General features: G+C 60.4%; 13 protein-coding genes. 6 read left to right on the top strand and 7 right to left on the bottom strand.

The window, feature by feature from the left end; genetic code table 11:
- Positions 1-19: 19 nt before the first annotated feature.
- The gene (gene kynA / locus FHU12_RS06105) at positions 20-862 is read right to left on the bottom strand and encodes a tryptophan 2,3-dioxygenase (protein WP_025303311.1); all 843 of its coding nucleotides are present in this window, start codon (positions 860-862) and stop codon (positions 20-22) included.
- Positions 863-1,156: 294 nt separating this feature from the next.
- On the opposite strand from kynA, the gene FHU12_RS06100 reads away from it, so the two are divergent.
- The 5 genes from FHU12_RS06100 (at position 1,157) to FHU12_RS06075 (ending at position 6,170) form a co-directional block, all read left to right on the top strand.
- Positions 1,157-2,191 carry a LacI family DNA-binding transcriptional regulator gene (locus FHU12_RS06100; protein WP_141968092.1) on the top strand — a complete coding sequence of 345 codons (1,035 nt, stop codon included), beginning with the start codon at positions 1,157-1,159 and terminating at the stop codon, positions 2,189-2,191.
- A 270-nt stretch (positions 2,192-2,461) separates the two neighbouring features.
- Positions 2,462-3,697, top strand: a complete 1,236-nt coding sequence (locus FHU12_RS06090; protein ID WP_016927236.1) for an MFS transporter — start codon at positions 2,462-2,464, stop codon at positions 3,695-3,697.
- 21 nt (positions 3,698-3,718) lie between these two features.
- On the top strand, positions 3,719-4,483 hold the full coding sequence (locus FHU12_RS06085; RefSeq protein WP_141968088.1) for an SDR family NAD(P)-dependent oxidoreductase: 765 nt from the start codon (positions 3,719-3,721) through the stop codon (positions 4,481-4,483).
- Between the two features lie 48 nt (positions 4,484-4,531).
- Entirely contained in the window at positions 4,532-4,948 is a 417-nt protein-coding gene (locus tag FHU12_RS06080; RefSeq protein WP_063990307.1) for an RbsD/FucU domain-containing protein, read from the top strand.
- A gap of 142 nt (positions 4,949-5,090) precedes the next feature.
- The gene (locus tag FHU12_RS06075; RefSeq protein ID WP_141968086.1) at positions 5,091-6,170 is read left to right on the top strand and encodes a transketolase-like TK C-terminal-containing protein; all 1,080 of its coding nucleotides are present in this window, start codon (positions 5,091-5,093) and stop codon (positions 6,168-6,170) included.
- Here the strand turns inward: FHU12_RS06075 and FHU12_RS06070 are convergent, their stop codons facing one another.
- On the bottom strand, positions 6,171-6,608 hold the full coding sequence (locus FHU12_RS06070; protein ID WP_141968084.1) for a MarR family winged helix-turn-helix transcriptional regulator: 438 nt from the start codon (positions 6,606-6,608) through the stop codon (positions 6,171-6,173).
- A 154-nt stretch (positions 6,609-6,762) separates the two neighbouring features.
- Between FHU12_RS06070 and aceE the strand changes: the two genes are divergently transcribed.
- Positions 6,763-9,438 (top strand): pyruvate dehydrogenase (acetyl-transferring), homodimeric type, encoded by a 2,676-nt coding sequence (aceE, locus tag FHU12_RS06065; RefSeq protein ID WP_141968082.1) that lies wholly within the window; start codon positions 6,763-6,765, stop codon positions 9,436-9,438.
- A 27-nt stretch (positions 9,439-9,465) separates the two neighbouring features.
- Here aceE and umuC read toward each other — a convergent pair whose 3' ends face one another.
- The 5 genes from umuC to FHU12_RS06040 form a co-directional block, all read right to left on the bottom strand.
- On the bottom strand, positions 9,466-10,782 hold the full coding sequence (gene umuC, locus FHU12_RS06060; RefSeq protein ID WP_141968080.1) for a translesion error-prone DNA polymerase V subunit UmuC: 1,317 nt from the start codon (positions 10,780-10,782) through the stop codon (positions 9,466-9,468).
- A gap of 181 nt (positions 10,783-10,963) precedes the next feature.
- Positions 10,964-11,695 (bottom strand): energy transducer TonB, encoded by a 732-nt coding sequence (locus FHU12_RS06055; RefSeq protein WP_260440699.1) that lies wholly within the window; start codon positions 11,693-11,695, stop codon positions 10,964-10,966.
- Positions 11,696-11,946: 251 nt separating this feature from the next.
- Complete coding sequence (locus FHU12_RS06050; protein ID WP_141968078.1) at positions 11,947-12,864, bottom strand: DUF4880 domain-containing protein; 918 nt, start codon at positions 12,862-12,864, stop codon at positions 11,947-11,949.
- 17 nt (positions 12,865-12,881) lie between these two features.
- A complete protein-coding gene (locus FHU12_RS06045; protein WP_025303329.1) occupies positions 12,882-13,394 on the bottom strand; it encodes a sigma-70 family RNA polymerase sigma factor in 513 nt (170 codons plus the stop codon).
- A gap of 168 nt (positions 13,395-13,562) precedes the next feature.
- A complete protein-coding gene (locus tag FHU12_RS06040; protein WP_376698836.1) occupies positions 13,563-16,100 on the bottom strand; it encodes a TonB-dependent receptor in 2,538 nt (845 codons plus the stop codon).
- Positions 16,101-16,143 lie beyond the last annotated feature (43 nt).

Genomic DNA, 16,143 nt, shown 5'->3' with positions numbered 1-16,143 from the left:
CTTATCCTCTCTCATTATCTCAGGCGCCGATTTCGGTGCGCACGTCCAGCAGCTCGGGGAAAAAGGTCAGATCCAACGCCTTTTTCAGGAAGCTGACGCCGCTGGAACCGCCGGTGCCCGACTTAAAGCCGATGATCCGCTCCACCGTTTTCATATGGCGGAAACGCCACAGATGGAAACTCTCCTCGATATCCACCAGCTTCTCCGCCATTTCATAGGCTTCCCAGTAGGTCTGCGGGTTATCGTAGATCACTTTAAACGCCGGCAGCAGATCCGGGTTACGCTGGTAGGGCTGCGTCCAGTCGCGCTCGAGGCACTCCTGCGGGATCGGCAGGCCGTGGCGCGCCAGGTACAGTAAGTATTCGTCGTACAGGCTCGGCGCTTCGAGGATCGCCTTCAGCGCAGCGTGCTTTTCCGCATCGCTGCTGAACACCGCCAGCATCGCCGCATTCTTGTTGCCGAGCAGGAACTCGATCGACCGGTATTGGTGCGACTGGAAGCCCGACGAGCTGCCCAGCACGTCGCGAAACTCGACGTATTCCGACGGCGTCAGCGTTTCCAGCACCGCCCACTGTTCGAACAGCAGCCGCTGGATCTGTTTGACGCGCGCGAGGATTTTGAAACAGTGGCTGAGTTTGTCCTGCTGCACCAGCCGCACCGCCGCCTGCAGCTCGTGCAGCATCAGCTTCATCCACAGTTCGGAGGTTTGGTGCTGTATCACGAACAGCATTTCGTCATGATGCGGCGGGTTGGAGAGCGGGTGCTGGCAGTCCAGCAGCGAGTCCAGGCACAGGTAGTCGCCATAGCTCATGCGTTTGGAAAAATCGGTGACAATCGCGCTTTCTAATTCCCGTTTGTTCATCTGTTCTCTCCGTTGCGCCCAGCGCCCCATCGGCCTGGAACGTGCCGCAAAGAGAAAACAATAGTACAGAACCCGCCGCCCCGAAGGGCGATAAACGAGAGGTGCTTCGCAGATCTCACTCATCTGCGTTAACACATTGCCCCTCCCCCTTGTTGTTTAGTAAACAACACGGCTGCCGCCTGACGACTCTCACAAATGCGCAATCCCATGCGCGCGGTGCCCCGGTTGCGGCTTGCCTGCGGCCGGCTTCCCTTATAGATTGCAGGCTAACGGCAGGCAGCAAGGTATCGGCAAATGGCAAATATTCGTGATGTGGCGCGGTTGGCCGGCGTGTCCATCAGCAGCGTGTCGAACCTGCTGAACAATCGCAGCCACCAGATGAGCGCGCAGACCCGTGAACGCATCGAACGGGCGATGGAAACCCTAGGATACCCACCGGCCCGAGCGGCGGCGCCCGCACCGCAGGCGAAGATCATCGGCCTGCTGCTGCCGTCGATCGTTAACCCGAGTTTTTCGGCGCTGGCGCATGCCGTCGACGGCGCGGCGCGGGCTCACCGTTACCGCGTCTTGCTCGGCAACGCCTACCGCCAGGAACAGGAAGAAGCCGCGTTTATCGACGATATGTTCCTGCACGGCGTGCGCGGCATCATCGTGGCGGCGAGCGATATTCGCCAGACTCATTTTGTTCGGGCCGCCGAGCGAGGCATGAAGATTGTCAGCTACGACAGCCCGTTCGCCGAGCCGATGGCCACCGATACCCGGCTGTTCGACAGCGTGTCGATGGACAATATCGCCGCCGGGCACCTGGCCGCGCAGCACCTGCTCGAGCGCGGCTGCCGACACATCGTGTTCGCCACCGAAGCGACGCTGACCGTCGGGCGCAGCCACAAGATCGACGGTTTTCTGAGCGCGCTGGGGCACAGCCTGAGCGAACGCCAACGGGTGATCGAAGGCAAAGCCAACAGCGCCTACGGCGACACGGAAATGTTCGAATTGGGGCTGACGCTGGCGCCGCGCGTTCTCGCGTTGGCGCCACGCCCGGACGGCATCGTGGCGATTAATGATGCGCTCGGCATCGGGCTGATGGTGGGCCTGCGCGCCGCCGGCGTCCAGGTGCCCGCAGACATCTCGGTGATCGGCATCGATAATATCGCGCTGGCCGGCCTGGCCGAACCGGGGTTGACGTCGATTGGCCCGCCGCTGGCGGAGATGGCGCAGCTGATGGTCGAACGCCTGATCGGCAGCATCAACAATGATTCGCAACCGCCCGGCGAGTTTCTCTTCCCGCCGTCGGTCATCAGCCGGCGCTCGGTCAAAGCCGCCGGTTAATACGATAAAAACGACTTTCCCAGACGATGCGCAGCCGGCATCGTCCGGATCGTCGCAGCCAAAATCAGAAAAAATAGAATCGTCGCAATAAATAAACGGCGCGACGCTTTTATGCACGCAACGTCGTTATTCAGCACGCCGCTCATGACTTTGGGCCGGGCCGCTATTATTCCGATTAACCACATGGGAAAAACCATGATGAAAAAAACAATGCCAACGGATATTGAACGCAGCGCTATCAGGAAGTTGACGCTGCATATCGTCCCCCTCATGATTTTATTGTATTTCCTGGCCTTTCTCGATCGCAATAACATGGCCTACGCCGCCAAAGCGCTGGAAGATAACCTGGGCCTTACCGCCTCGGCCTTCGGCTTCGCCTCCGGGATTTTCTTTATCGGCTATTTCCTGTTTGAAATACCCAGCAACGCCGGCACCATTAAATTCGGCCCACGCATCTGGTTCGCCAGAATATTAATTTCCTGGGGCATCTTCGCGACCCTGCTCGGTTTTGTGCGCACGCCGCTGGAGCTGTATATTTGCCGTTTTATGTTGGGCGTGTGCGAAGCCGGTTTCTTTCCCTCCGTGGTGTATTACTTCACGGTTTTCTTTCCGGAGAAATACCGCACCAAAATTCTCGGCATGTTTATCATCGTCCAACCACTGTCCAACGCGGTCGGCTCGCCGATTTCCGGCTTTATTCTCAATATTCAGCATGACTGGTTCGGGTTCGCCCCCTGGCAGCTGCTGTTTATCCTCGAAGGGCTGCCGCCGATCGTCATCGGCCTGCTGATCCCGTTCCTGATCAAGAACTCGCCCAAGGACGTCGGCTATCTGAACGTGGAGGAAAAAGCCTGGCTGATGAGCAACGCCGGCCGCTCCAAATCCGGCTCTAAAATCACGCTGGCTGACTTCCTGAAGGGGATTAAAAACAAGAAATACCTGCTCTACGCGCTGCTCAACTTCGGCATGGTGTGCGGCATTTATGGCTTCGGCACCTGGCTGCCGTCGATCATCAGCGCCCTCTCCGGCGGCGATATCTTCCGCGTCAGCCTACTGGCGCTCATTCCCTACGGCCTGGCTGCGCTGCTGGTGTATCCGTGGAGCCTGTGGGCCAGCAAAACCAAAAAGCTCGGCGTGTTCGCCGGCCTCAGCATGGTGGTCGCCGCTATCGGCCTGATGGGGGCGGTGACGTTTTTTAAATACGATCCGCTCGTCGCGCTGTCGTTCCTGTGCATCGCCGCCATCGGCATCTACACCGCCGTGCCGCCGTTTTTATCCATGCCCGCCAACATTTCCACCGGCGCGGCCGCGGCCGCCGGGCTGGCGGTGGTCAGCTGCATCGGCAATATCGGCGGTTTTGTCGCCCCCTATGCGGTGGGCGTGCTGAACGATCTGACCGGCAGCAGCGCGCCGGGGCTGTTTTTCCTGGCCTCGTGTCTGCTGGCCACCGGGCTGATCTGCATTTTCTACTGCGCCAAACAGCGTGAAGGCGTCATTAATTCTTAACGAACCAATAAGGAGTCAATCATGGGCGATCTTGCGGGCAAAAAGGTCTTTATCACCGGAGCGGAACAGGGCATTGGCCGCGCCACTGCGGAGCGGCTGATCAAGGCCGGTTGCGACATCTATTTTCACTATCACAGCGACGAAAGCGGCCCCAAGGCGCTGGTGGCACTGGCCCATTCTCTGGGGCAAAAAGCCGCTTACGGCTACGCCGATCTCATCGACACCGACGAAACGCTGCGCTGCGTCTCGGCCGGCGCCGAGTTTCTCGGCGGCATCGATATTCTGGTCAATAACGTCGGCGGCATCGTCGGGCGCAAATGGCTGGGCGAGATCGACCGCGCCTTCTGGCAAACCGTGATCGACGTGAACATGACCACCATGCTGAACGTGACGCAGAGCGCGCTGCCGTTCCTGAAGGCGGCGGCAAACGGCGCCAGCATCGTCAACCTGGCCTCGCAGGCTGGCCGCGCCGGCGGGCACTCCGGCTCGCTGGTCTATTCCGCCACCAAGGGTGCGGTGCTCACCTGGACGCGCTCACTGGCGGCGGAGCTGGGCGAATACGGCATCCGGGTGAACGCGGTCGCGCCCGGCCTGATCCTCGGCACCCGCTTCCACAATCGCCACACCACCCAAGAATCGGCGGAGGAAACCGTTCGCGCCATCCCGCTGGGCCGCGCAGGCACGCCGGACGACGTAGCGCGCGCCATCACCTTTCTGGCGGCGGAATACGACGGCTTCATCTCCGGCGCCACCCTCGACATCAACGGCGGCATCTACCGCATGTAATTCAGCTGCGGGCGGCACGGCTGCCGCCCCCTATTCAGGTATCGCCTTATGATTAAATCCGCCATCACCCACCCGCCGCTGCTCGCCGCGCTGGCGCAATGCGGGCATAAAACCCAGGTGCTGATCGCCGACGGCAACTACGCCTGCGTGACCCACGCGCCGAAAGACGCCACCGTGGTCTATCTGAACCTGGCGCCCGGCACGCTCGCCGCCCCGCCGATCCTGGAAAAACTGCTGGCCTGCATCAACGTGGAAAGCGCCACGCTGATGGCCTGCCCGCCGGACTTCACCAATACCATCGAAGCCGAATACCGACAGCTGCTGCCGGCGCAGTGCCCGGTCGAACACCTGCCGCGTGAGGCGTTTTACGCCGCGGTCAAATCGGATCGGACGCTGCTGGTGATCGCCTCCGGCGAACAGCGCCGCTTCGCCAACCTGCTGCTGACGGTGGCGCCGGTGGTGTGAAAGGCGCGAGGGGGATGCATCCCCCCCCTCATACTTCGCCGCCTCACACTTACGCTGCGATTTACCCAAAGAAAGCCGTTGGCACACGCACTGAATTGCAATTACAATCATTGCACTTGCAATTCAAAAAAGAGAGCTGTGCATGTCGCCTCAACCAATAAAAATGCCCGCCGCCGCAGCCGGTACCCTAACGCTGGCCGAGGCCTGTATCCGCAGGATGGCCACCGCCTATCAGCAAATCGGCGCCGCGTGTCCCTCTTCCACCGCCTGGACGGCGCAAGCCCTGGGCGAACTTAACGCCAGTGGCGACATCTGGTTAATTGACGGCAGAAGGCGCGCCGAGCCGCCGAGTTCCCATTACGCCACGGCCTGGCCGCTCTGGTTTGGTCATCAATCCGGGCGTTATGAAAAACCGCTGTTTTACGTCGTCAACACGCCCTCGGTGGATATGTTGCGCGGGCTTGAGCCGGAAACCAATCGCAAGGGGATTTTCATCAGCGATGCGGATACCGGCAGTGCCGATTTGCCGAAAGGCGTACAGGCCTGGTTCCCGCTTCAGCTCACGGCCATGCCGGGCTGGTTGCCTTTCGATCCGGCCAATGCCCGGGAAACAGGCGCGATACTCCATCACGCCCTGCGCACACTCTATGTGGAGGGCGCGAGGAAGATGGTGTATCTCGCGACCAACGCAGACACAGCGGCCCCCACCTCAGCGGAACCGTTTGCCGGGGAGCAGGCGTTCAGGGGAATGTATCGCGTCGCCGCGGCGACAGACTCACCGTTGCAGGTTCGTCTGTGCGGCGCCGGCCGAGCGCTCGCCCGCGTTCAGCAGGCGGCCGAGGTGTTGAAAAACTGGGGGATTGCGTCTGAAATCTGGAGCTGCCCCAGCTACACGCGGTTGGCGCAGGACGCCGAACTCGCCGACATGCAGCGCCAGGACAGCGGCGGCGCATGCCATCTGAAAACGTGCCTGGGCGCCGGGAATGCCCCCGTCGTCGCCGTCACCGACTACTCGCACCTGATTGCCAACCAGCTCAGGCGATTCATTCCCGCACGCTTTGCCGCGGTGGGCTCAGATTCACGGGTGCGCGGCGAAATCCACTACCCGCAGGCGGAATGGATTGCGCTCTGCGCCCTCAAACTGCTGGCCGACGAGCAGAAAATCCCTTCGGCGCTGATCGCCGATGCGCTGCGCGTTCTGCACATCACGCCCGATGCCTGATCACTCTCTGGCCAGCTGCATCGCATTGTTCAACGCGTCGGAGAAGCGTGCGATCTCTTCATCGCTGAACTGGTTGAGAAAGTGGGTTTTGACCACCGTGCGGTAGATCTCCCACATCTTTTTCCGCAGGGCCTTGCCTTCCTCGGTGATAGTCGCGAAGGAGGCCCGGCGATCGTCATCCGATCGGAAACGCGTGACCAGCCGCTCTTTTTCCAGACGATCCATCAGGCGGGTCAGGTTGTAACGCTCAATCACCAACACGTCCGCCAGCTCATGCATGCGGCGTGTGCCGTTTTCTCCGCTTTCCAATCCCCATAACACGTCATACCAGGCGTAAACCGGCAGTCCCGCTTCCGACAACTTCGTCTCTATCTTTCTGATAATCGCCCGATGCGCGCGCACAAAGGAGAACCACAGGTCGGGTTGTTTATCTGTCATGTCATTTTTCTCGTCAAAGCCGGTGAGTTGCAATTGCAATTGTAAAGGGATAGAGTGGCTTTCGCCATTGTTGCATTTGCAACTCTTGCACTTGCAATTCACTGAATTCCTGTATCGCTCAGCGCCTTATCAGGTAAGTACATTTGGAGCTTTTATGAACCAACCCGCGGTAAAAGCAGATCTTGACCCACAAGAGACGGCTGAATGGCTTGAGGCATTTGAAGGTGTCACTGACATCGACGGCCGTGAACGCGCGCATTTTTTATTGGAAAGGATGGCCGAAGCCGATCAGCGTAAGCACGGTGATTTCTTCAGCATGGTCACCACGCCCTACGTGAATACGATCCCGGCCTATAAGCAACCGGCGTATCCCGGCGATCTGACCGCTGAAGCGCGCATCAATGCGTTTATTCGCTGGAACGCCATGGCGATGGTGCTGCGCGCCGGCAAACATTCCAATGTCGGCGGGCATATCGCCACCTATCAGTCGGCCGCGGTGCTTTACGATGTGGGATTCACGCACTTCTTCCGTGGGCGCACCGATGATTTCGCCGGCGACATGGTGTATATCCAGGGCCACTCCGCCCCCGGCATATACGGCCGCGCCTATCTTGAAGGCCGCATCGACGAGGAGCTGCTCGACAACTTTCGCCGCGAATCCGCGCGCCGCGGCCTCTCCTCCTACCCGCACCCGCGGCTGATGCCGGATTTCTGGCAATATCCCACCGTTTCGATGGGGTTGGGGCCGCTGACCGCCGCCTACCAGGCGCGTTACATGCGCTATCTGGAATACCGCGAACTGAAACCGCACCAGGGGAGAAAGGTGTGGGCGTTTCTTGGCGACGGCGAGATGGATCAGCCGGAATCGCTGGCGGCGATTGCGCTGGGCGGACGAGAAAAACTCGATAACCTGATCTTCGTCGTGAACTGCAACCTGCAACGGCTGGATGGCCCCGTGCGCGGTAACGGCAAGATTATTCAGGAGCTGGAAGGCACCTTCAAAGCCGCCGGCTGGCAGGTGATCAAGGTGATCTGGGGCAGCGGCTGGGACAAATTGCTGCAAAAAGACCGCTCCGGGCTGCTGATGCAGCGCATGATGGAGTGCGTCGACGGCGATTACCAAACCTTCAAGTCGCAAAGCGGCGACTATGTGCGGGAGCACTTCTTCGGCAAGTACCCGGAATTGCTCGAGCTGGTCGCCGACCTGAGCGACGATGAGATCTGGGCGCTGCACCGCGGCGGCCACGATCCGCAAAAGGTGTACGCCGCCTACCATCAGGCGGTGCATACCACGGGCAGGCCGACGGTGGTGCTGGCCAAAACCGTCAAAGGGTTTGGCATGGGGGAAGCCGGTGAAGGGCAGAACATCAACCACCAGCTGAAAAAAATGAGCCAGGATGCGGTGAAAGCCTTCCGCGACCGTTTAGGGCTGACGATCTCCGACGCCCAACTGGCAGAGATCCCTTACCTGAAGCCCGAGCCCGACAGCGCGGCGGCGAAGTACATCACCGCGACGCGCACCGCGCTGGGCGGCCACATCCCTGCCCGTTTCGGCCAATCCGCCCCGCTGGCGATACCGGAGCTATCGCGCTTCGACGGCCTCCTGAAAGGCAGCGGCGAACGTAACATGTCGACCACCATGGCCTTCGTTAATATCCTCGGCACGCTGCTCAAAGACGCCAACATCGGCAAACTGATCGTGCCCATCGTACCGGACGAGTCGCGCACGTTCGGCATGGAAGGCCTGTTCCGCCAGATTGGCATCCACTCCTGGCTCGGCCAGCTGTATACCCCGCAAGACGCCGGGCAGCTCAGCTACTACAAAGAGGCCAAAGACGGCCAGATTTTGCAGGAAGGCATCAACGAATCCGGCGCGATATCGACCTGGATCGCCGCCGGCACCGCCTACAGCAACCACGATGTCGCGACGATCCCGTTCTATATCTTCTACTCCATGTTCGGGCTGCAGCGGGTGGGCGATCTCGCCTGGGCGGCGGCCGACGCGCGCACCAAGGGCTTCCTGCTCGGTGCCACCTCCGGCAGAACCACCCTGATGGGCGAAGGCTTGCAGCATGACGACGGCCACAGCCACGTGCTGTCTTCCGTCATCCCCAGCTGCGTCTCCTACGATCCGACCTATGCCTATGAACTCGCGGTGATCGTCCAGAGCGGCATGCGCAGGATGTTCGTTGAACAAGAGGATATTTACTACTACATCACCTTGCTCAACGAAGGCTACCCGCAGCCGCCGATCCCGGCGGACGTTGAAGACGGGATTATCCAGGGGGCGTATTTGCTCAAGCAGAGCGAAACGGCAAACCAAGAGAGCCCGCGTGCTCAGCTGGTCGCCAGCGGCGCCATCATGCGCAAGGCGCTGGCGGCGGCAGAGCTGTTGGCGGCGGACTTTGGCGTCGCCAGCGATATCTGGAGCGCCACCAGCCTGAGCGAGCTGCGCCGCAACGGCATGGCGGCCGAACGCTGGAACCTGTTGCATCCGGAAGATCCGCCGAAAGCTCCTTATATCCAGAGCCTGCTGGCGGCGCATCCCGGCCCGGTGGTGGTGGTGACGGACTATATGAAGATCGTCGGCGATCAGATCAAGCCGTTCTTGCCCGACCGTACCTTTATCGCCTTGGGCACCGACGGCTTTGGCCGATCGGACACCCGCGAGGCGCTGCGTGAGTTCTTCGAGGTCAACCGCCATTTCATCGCGCTCGCCGCGTTGAAACTGCTGGCAGACGAAGGCCGTATCGCCCGCAGCGAGGTCAACCGCGCCATGGTGCTGTACGGCATCGCCCCCGATAAGCCGGATCCGGCGGCGGTGAAGTAACACTCAGCCTACCCACGCCGCCGGTTGTCACCCGCGGCGTTTTTCTTCCTTCGGCTCGGCGGCGCGCGGCGCCCGCTCTCCCAGCCGCACCACCGGAATGTCCGCCAGCCGGGTGGTGTAGGCCGGCGACAGCATTTCACGCTTCATTTGCCACGGCTTGACGATCCCCTGCCCGGCGAACCACACGCGCCCGCGCCCTTCCTGATTCAGGCGATCGAGGGTCGCCATCAGCCGTTCGCTGTTGCGGCGCGGCGGGCAGTCATCGAACAGATCGATCTGCGCCATGGCGGCGGCGCTGAAATCCCCCAGCACCACGCCGCCCTTCAGGTAACGTCGCCCCTCCTGCCAGATGCTTTCCAGCGCACGCACCGCCATGGCGATGATGTCGCGGCTGTCGTTACTCGGGGTTTGCAGCCGGGCGGTGCCCATATTGCTGTAATACCCTTCACCCGCCGAATGCGGGCTGGTTTTGATAAACACCGACACGTTGCGGCAATAGCGCTTTTCCTGCCGCAGCTTTTCGGCGGCGCGCTCGGCGTAGCTGCAGATGGCCTCGCGCATGTGTGGGTAGTGAGTCAGCCGCTGGCCGAACGAACGGGAACAGATGATCTGCTCTTTGGCGGCCGCCTCATCTTCCCACTTCAGGCACGATTCGCCGCGCAGCTCGCGTATCGTGCGCTCCAGCACCACGCTGAAGGTTTTACGCGCCAGCCGGGTATCGCAGTCCGCCAGCTGCAGCGCGGTGTGAATGCCCATCGCCTGCAGCTGGCGAGTCAGGCGGCGGCCCACGCCCCACACCTCTTCCACCGGGAGCAACGCCAGCAGTTTGCGCTGGCGCGCCGGATCGGATAAATCCACCACGCCGCCGGTACCGCGCCATTTCTTGGCGGCGAAGTTGGCCAGCTTGGCCAGCGTTTTGCTCGGCGCAATGCCAACCCCGACCGTCAAATGCAGCTCGCGCCGGATGCGATCGCGCACCCGCTGGCCGAATGGCTCCAGCGCCTCGCAGTGCGCCACGCCGTCCAGCCGCAGAAAGGCTTCGTCCAGCGAATAAATCTCCACCGCTGGCGCCATCTCTTCCAGCGTGTCCATCACCCGGCGGGACATGTCGGCGTACAGCGCATAGTTGGAGGAGAACACCGCAACGTTGCGGCGGCGCATCTCCTCTTTGATTTTGAAATAAGGCGCCCCCATCGGCACGCCCAGCGCCTTCGCCTCAGCGCTACGGGCGATCACGCAGCCGTCGTTGTTGGACAGCACGATCACCGGCCGCCCGCGCAGATCGGGCCGAAAGATGGTCTCGCAGGAAGCATAGAAGCTGTTGACGTCTACCAGGGCGAACATGGTTACCGACCTTTCATCGTCAGTGGGTTGTTATTCATAACGGCACCAGATTACTGTTCATGCATACAGTATTTGTATTTTTCTGGCGACGATCAAGTAGAAACCACCTCATCGCTGCTATCCGTTTGATGCACTTTGGCTTTTAACCCAGCCCTCCGTTTACCTGGAGCCGAGTTTTTCATTAACGGCGAACTTCACGCAGATCGAAACGAATCGGAATGGTCACGCTGAATTCCCGCTGCCCCGCTGCAATCTCATTGCCGGGTGCGGGAAGTGGAGAAGCGCGCTGCGGTAACTGAAGCGCCTCCCGATCGAGCGAAGTAACGCCACTCGATCGCAATAGCTTCACGCCCAGCACGTTTCCCTGCCGATCCAGCGTCACGGCAACCTGAACCACACCTTGGCGCTGTTGGCGTACCGCCAGGGCGGGATAGCGTTTGAAGCGGCTCAAATGCGCCAACAGCAGGCCGCTCCAGACCGAGGCATCCTGGCTAAGCTGCGACGCCACGCTGGTTTGCGGCGCGGCAACACGCTTTCCATCCAGAGACGGCGGCGCGCTGGTGCTTGATGCTCTTGAGCTTGCAGACGCCATTTTTTCCTGTTCCTCCTGCCTTGGGCGCGGCGGTTCCGTTTTCGGTCTGATGGGGTCGTTCCGTTGTCCTTTAGCCTTGCTCTGCCGCTCCGTCGCACGCGGCGCATGAATCAGCGGAGGCATCGCGGCCTCCGGTTCCTGATTTACCTGCCGTTGCGCCACCGCCTGCACCTGGCGCACGCCGGTTGGCATCGGCTCTGCGTTGGGGGTCGATTCCGCCTGCTCGGCAACCATCATCAACACCATCGGTTGCGCCGCGGGCAGCAACGGTGGCACCAGGTGATAACCAAGGCCAAGCAACAACGCACCATGCAGACCCAACGCCAACACATTGGCGGTAGCCCAGCGCCATCGCCCGCCTGTAGGGGGTAAAGAGAAATCGCCAGATAATACGTTGTGATTGAACATGGAAAACGATACTCAGGTTAATCGTGAAACCGACCAACGTACGCAGCGGTCAACGGCAGTCGGGGCATGTCAGAAAAGTCGTTTAGGCACGCGGCACCGGGCAGGAAACGAGAAAAAAACAGGTCAATCCAGAAGGAAAAACACAAATAGCAGAGTAAAAAACTTTAAGATACGGTGATGAAGTATTTTGACAGCATATTTACCCTAACCGGCAACGCGCCGGGCAGTGCCGCGATGACGCGCTCGGGGTCAGCCAGCGGGAACGCACCGGAGAGCCGCAGGCCGGCGACCTCCGGCCGGCAGCGAATAACGCCCTGACGATAACGCCCCAGCTCCATCAGGAAGTCGTCCAGCCGCATGTTGTCGGCCAACAGCATGCCTTGCCGCCAACCGGGCTCTTGCGTCACGCGATACGGTTCGCCAATGCCTTGCCGGCTTAATCTGCCGCCCTGACCGGCGTTGAGCACCGCGTTGCGATGCGCCGGTGAAAGGATCGTGATCCGGCCAAGATAAACGGCGATATCACTGTAAGTTTCCCACAGGCGAATGCTGAAGCGAGCAGCCTGCGCCACGATCTCGCCCTGCGGCAGCCTCACCGTCAACGCGCTGCTTTCCGGCGGCAGATTCACCATCATTTCGCCTTCCAGCAATGTGGCCTGCTGACGGCTGACGTTGACCGCCGTTTGCGTGTTCAACATCAACTGCGCGCCATCCGCCAACGCGACGGTTTGCTGCTCCCCCACCGCCGTACGGTAATCCGCCAGCCAGGGGCGCCATGGCAGCGCGCCCGAACCGACACCAACCGTCCCCACCACGCCGATGGCCGCCAGGCTTCTCAACAACCGACGGCGCTGTGGGTTTGGCAACTGCGACAGACTACGCTGCGCCGCCGCCCCGTTAAGCAGAGAAAAACGGGATGAAAACGCGGCGATATGCCGCCAGGCGCGTTCATTTTCCGGTTTCGCCTGATACCAACGCCGCCAGTTTTCCCTATCCGCGTCGCTTGCCTCTTCCGACATCAGCTGCGTTAACCACGCGGCGGCCTCACGCGCGCTCTGCCGATCGATATCCGATTCCATCATGGGTTCCGCACCTGCCGTTACGCCGCCAATGCAAAGAAACAGTGCAAATTGGCACGCTGCAGATATTGTTTCACCGAGCTGGTCGACACCCGCAAACGCTCAGCGATGTCGCAATAACGCATGCCCTGCAGATGCGCCAACAGGAAGGCCTCGCGGACGTGCGCCGGCAATCCGTCCAACGCCTGATCCAACTGTTCGAGCATTTCGAGGGTTTGTTGACGGACTTCCGGCGAGGGTGCCTCGATCGCCGGCAACTCGCTCAAGGCCTGCAGATAGCTCTCTTCGATTGTTTTACGTCGGTAATAATTCGCCACCAGCCGGCGCGCTACGGTCGCCAGGAAGGGGCGTGGTTGCCGAATGGCGAGCAACTGCGGGCTCAGTAAAATACTGATGAAAGTATCCTGCGCCAGGTCTTCGGCGTGATGCGCACACCCAACCTTCTGTCGCAGCCAATGGCATAGCCAACTGTGATGCTCAAGATAAAGCTGTTGAGCAAACCCGTTGGCTGCCGCGGCCTCTTTCCTCGCCATTCGGTGACACCAATTGATAATGAGATTGAAAATGATAATTATTATTATTTTAAAATTGTAACTTCTGTGTCAAGCGATTGCTGATGATTTATAAACGGCGAAAAAGTAGGGAAATACGGGGGGAGGAAACGTGAAAAGGGGCCTAAATGGCCCCTGCAGACAGGAGCGTCAAAAACGCTGACTGACGCTGAACTTGATGTTGCGCCCTACGCCGGACACCGATTCGCCCAGGTAAGGGTAATAATCGCGGTTGAACAGGTTGTCCACCGCCACGCGGGCTTCGAAGCCGTGCAAGCCGCTGGGCTGCCACGAGGCGAACAGGCCGTGTAATGCATAACCCGAGGTTTTCGGCAGGGCCCAGACAACGGCCATCGGATCGCCGTCGGCCGGTGAACGATCCTGTTTACGTACGAAATCGCCGGTCCAGCCGAAGGCCATATCCCACTGCGGCACTTTCATGCCCAGCATCGCGTGTGCCGTAACGGGTGGAATTTCGGCAATCCAGGTTTCGTTGCCCCAGGGATCGCGCGGTGAAGCGTCGCGTTTGCCGCGAATCGAGGAGAACGACAGGCTGCCGAACAGGCTTTCGCTGTCATAAAACGATTCGAGCTCCACGCCCTCAATGGTATAGCCCGGCAAGTTGCGATAGTTCGACAACGGTTGCCCACATTGTCCCCCGTGCCGTGCGGCGTCACACACTACGCCGCGACGATAGAAAATCTCGTCCTTGCCGCGATTGCGGAACAACGTAGTGCGGATCTGCAGGCTGTCCCGCGCCATCAACACATCGTTGAAGTCCAGCACCGCACCGAGACGAACGCCCGTCATGCGTTCCACCTGCAGGCCGCGGCTGGTACCGGGCACGCTGGAAGCGGCGTATTGCACTTCGTACTGTTCGTCGATCACCGGGGCGCGCCAGGTGCGGCTGACGTCGGCAAACAGGGACAGATTCGACGTCGCTTTCCACATCACGCCCAAGTGCGGCGACCAGCCGGTATAGGTCACGCTGCTGTAATCATGGCCCACGAGCGGATCGCTGTCGTTATAGCGCGGCGCCCGGTTCGGTTGCCCGGTATTGGTCACATGATCGTAACGCACGCCCGGCGTCACGGTCAGGCTGCCGAAGCTGACCGCATCCTGCAGATAAACGCTGCGGGTTTCCTGTTCGCCCGCCGGCATGTAGTACGGCTGGAAATAGCCGTAGTTGTAACTGGCGTTTTTCACCTGCGAAGGGTAATACATCAGGGTATCGCGCTGATGTTTATGCCAACGCGCACCGAGCAACAGCTTGTGCTCCAGCGGACCGCTGGCGAAACGGCTTTCATTGCTGACGTCAAACTGCCGATCGGTATAGTTCACCCAACTTTCATTGCCCAGCGTACCGAGATAGCTGAACTTTGAAGCGGAATCCGGCCGCTTGTCATGCTGCTCGGTCTTCGAATAGGCGTAAGACAGCGTCAGATTCAGCAACGGCTGCGCTTCCGGCGCCAGATTCCATTTCACCGAGTAATTGGTGTCTGTCTGGTCGCGATACACCAGAATGCGGCGCCACGCTTCTTCCCGACCATATTTATCGATATCCGCCTGGCTGGGCGCGGCGATATCGTCCCGCTTGGCGGCAAAAGGCTGCCAGCCATCGGAATCGGATCGCATCGCCGACAGCGTCAGCGTTTGCGCCTCGCTCAGATAAATATTGGTTTTTAACAGGTAGGAAGCCTGATCGTTGGCGGAATAGGCAAAGCGCGTGCCGTCCGGCCGCTTCAGGTTGCCGCCGTCACGCTTGCTCATGTAGATCAAACCGTCGGCGGATCCTTCCGGCGTACGGCCGTACAACGCACCGCTGTAAATACCCTGGCGATCGTTGGTATGGTAGCTGTACTTCAGCAAGCCGCCAAAATCTTCGCCCGGCAGCAGCATGTCCCCAGCATCTTTGGTCTCCAGCGTAATGGTCCCGCCAAAGCCGCCATTGCCGTTCAACAGGTTATGCGGCCCCTTATCGACCTCAACCTTTTTCAGCAGTTCGGGTTCGATGAATACCGAGCCCTGCCGATATTTCTCAAATCCCTTCGGCGCCCCGTCCAGCACCACCTTCACATCTTCCATGTCCCCCATGCCCCAGATATTCAGGCTTTGGCCGCCCGGGCGTGGCGAGCCCGCCATCCCTACGCCAGGCAAGCGATCAAGCAAACTGGCGATATTGTCTGCCTGCACGCGTTCGATGTCTTCTTTATCCAACACCGAACGGCCGGCGGCGACGCTGTCGGACAAACCGCCGACCACCGACAGTTCCGGTATCGTCAACGGCTGAACCGGCCCGGCGTCGACCAACCGATATCCCTGTGCGGTTTGCTGAGCGCGCAATCCGCTGCCCGCCAACAGCGTATCGAACGCGTCGGTGAGGCGATAATGCCCCTGCAGGCCCGCAGTGTTTTTTCCACGCGTCTGTTCGGGCGTGAAAATCACTATCACGCCGGCCTTAGCGGCCGCCGTCTGCAAGGCGGGCGCCAGGTCACCGGCGGGAATGGCGAAGGACAGGATAGCGGACTGCTCGACCGCCGCCGGTGGCACCGACGCACCGGGCGCCGCCATCGCGGAGGTGAGCATGCCCGATAATGCGCACCCTACCCCGATAGCGACCCGCTTCCCGGCGGTACGTTTGGCTGATGTGAACGTACGCCCTGCGCCGTTCTTGTTTTTTATGGCCATGAAGGATTCCCCTGAGTGTAATGAACTGGAAACTCAGTAGAGA

The sequence above is a fragment of the Serratia marcescens genome, from assembly GCF_006715005.1.
Lineage (GTDB): Bacteria > Pseudomonadota > Gammaproteobacteria > Enterobacterales > Enterobacteriaceae > Serratia > Serratia montpellierensis.
The sequence above is the reverse complement of the archived record's forward strand: the minus strand, read 5'-3'. Positions and strand labels throughout refer to the sequence as shown.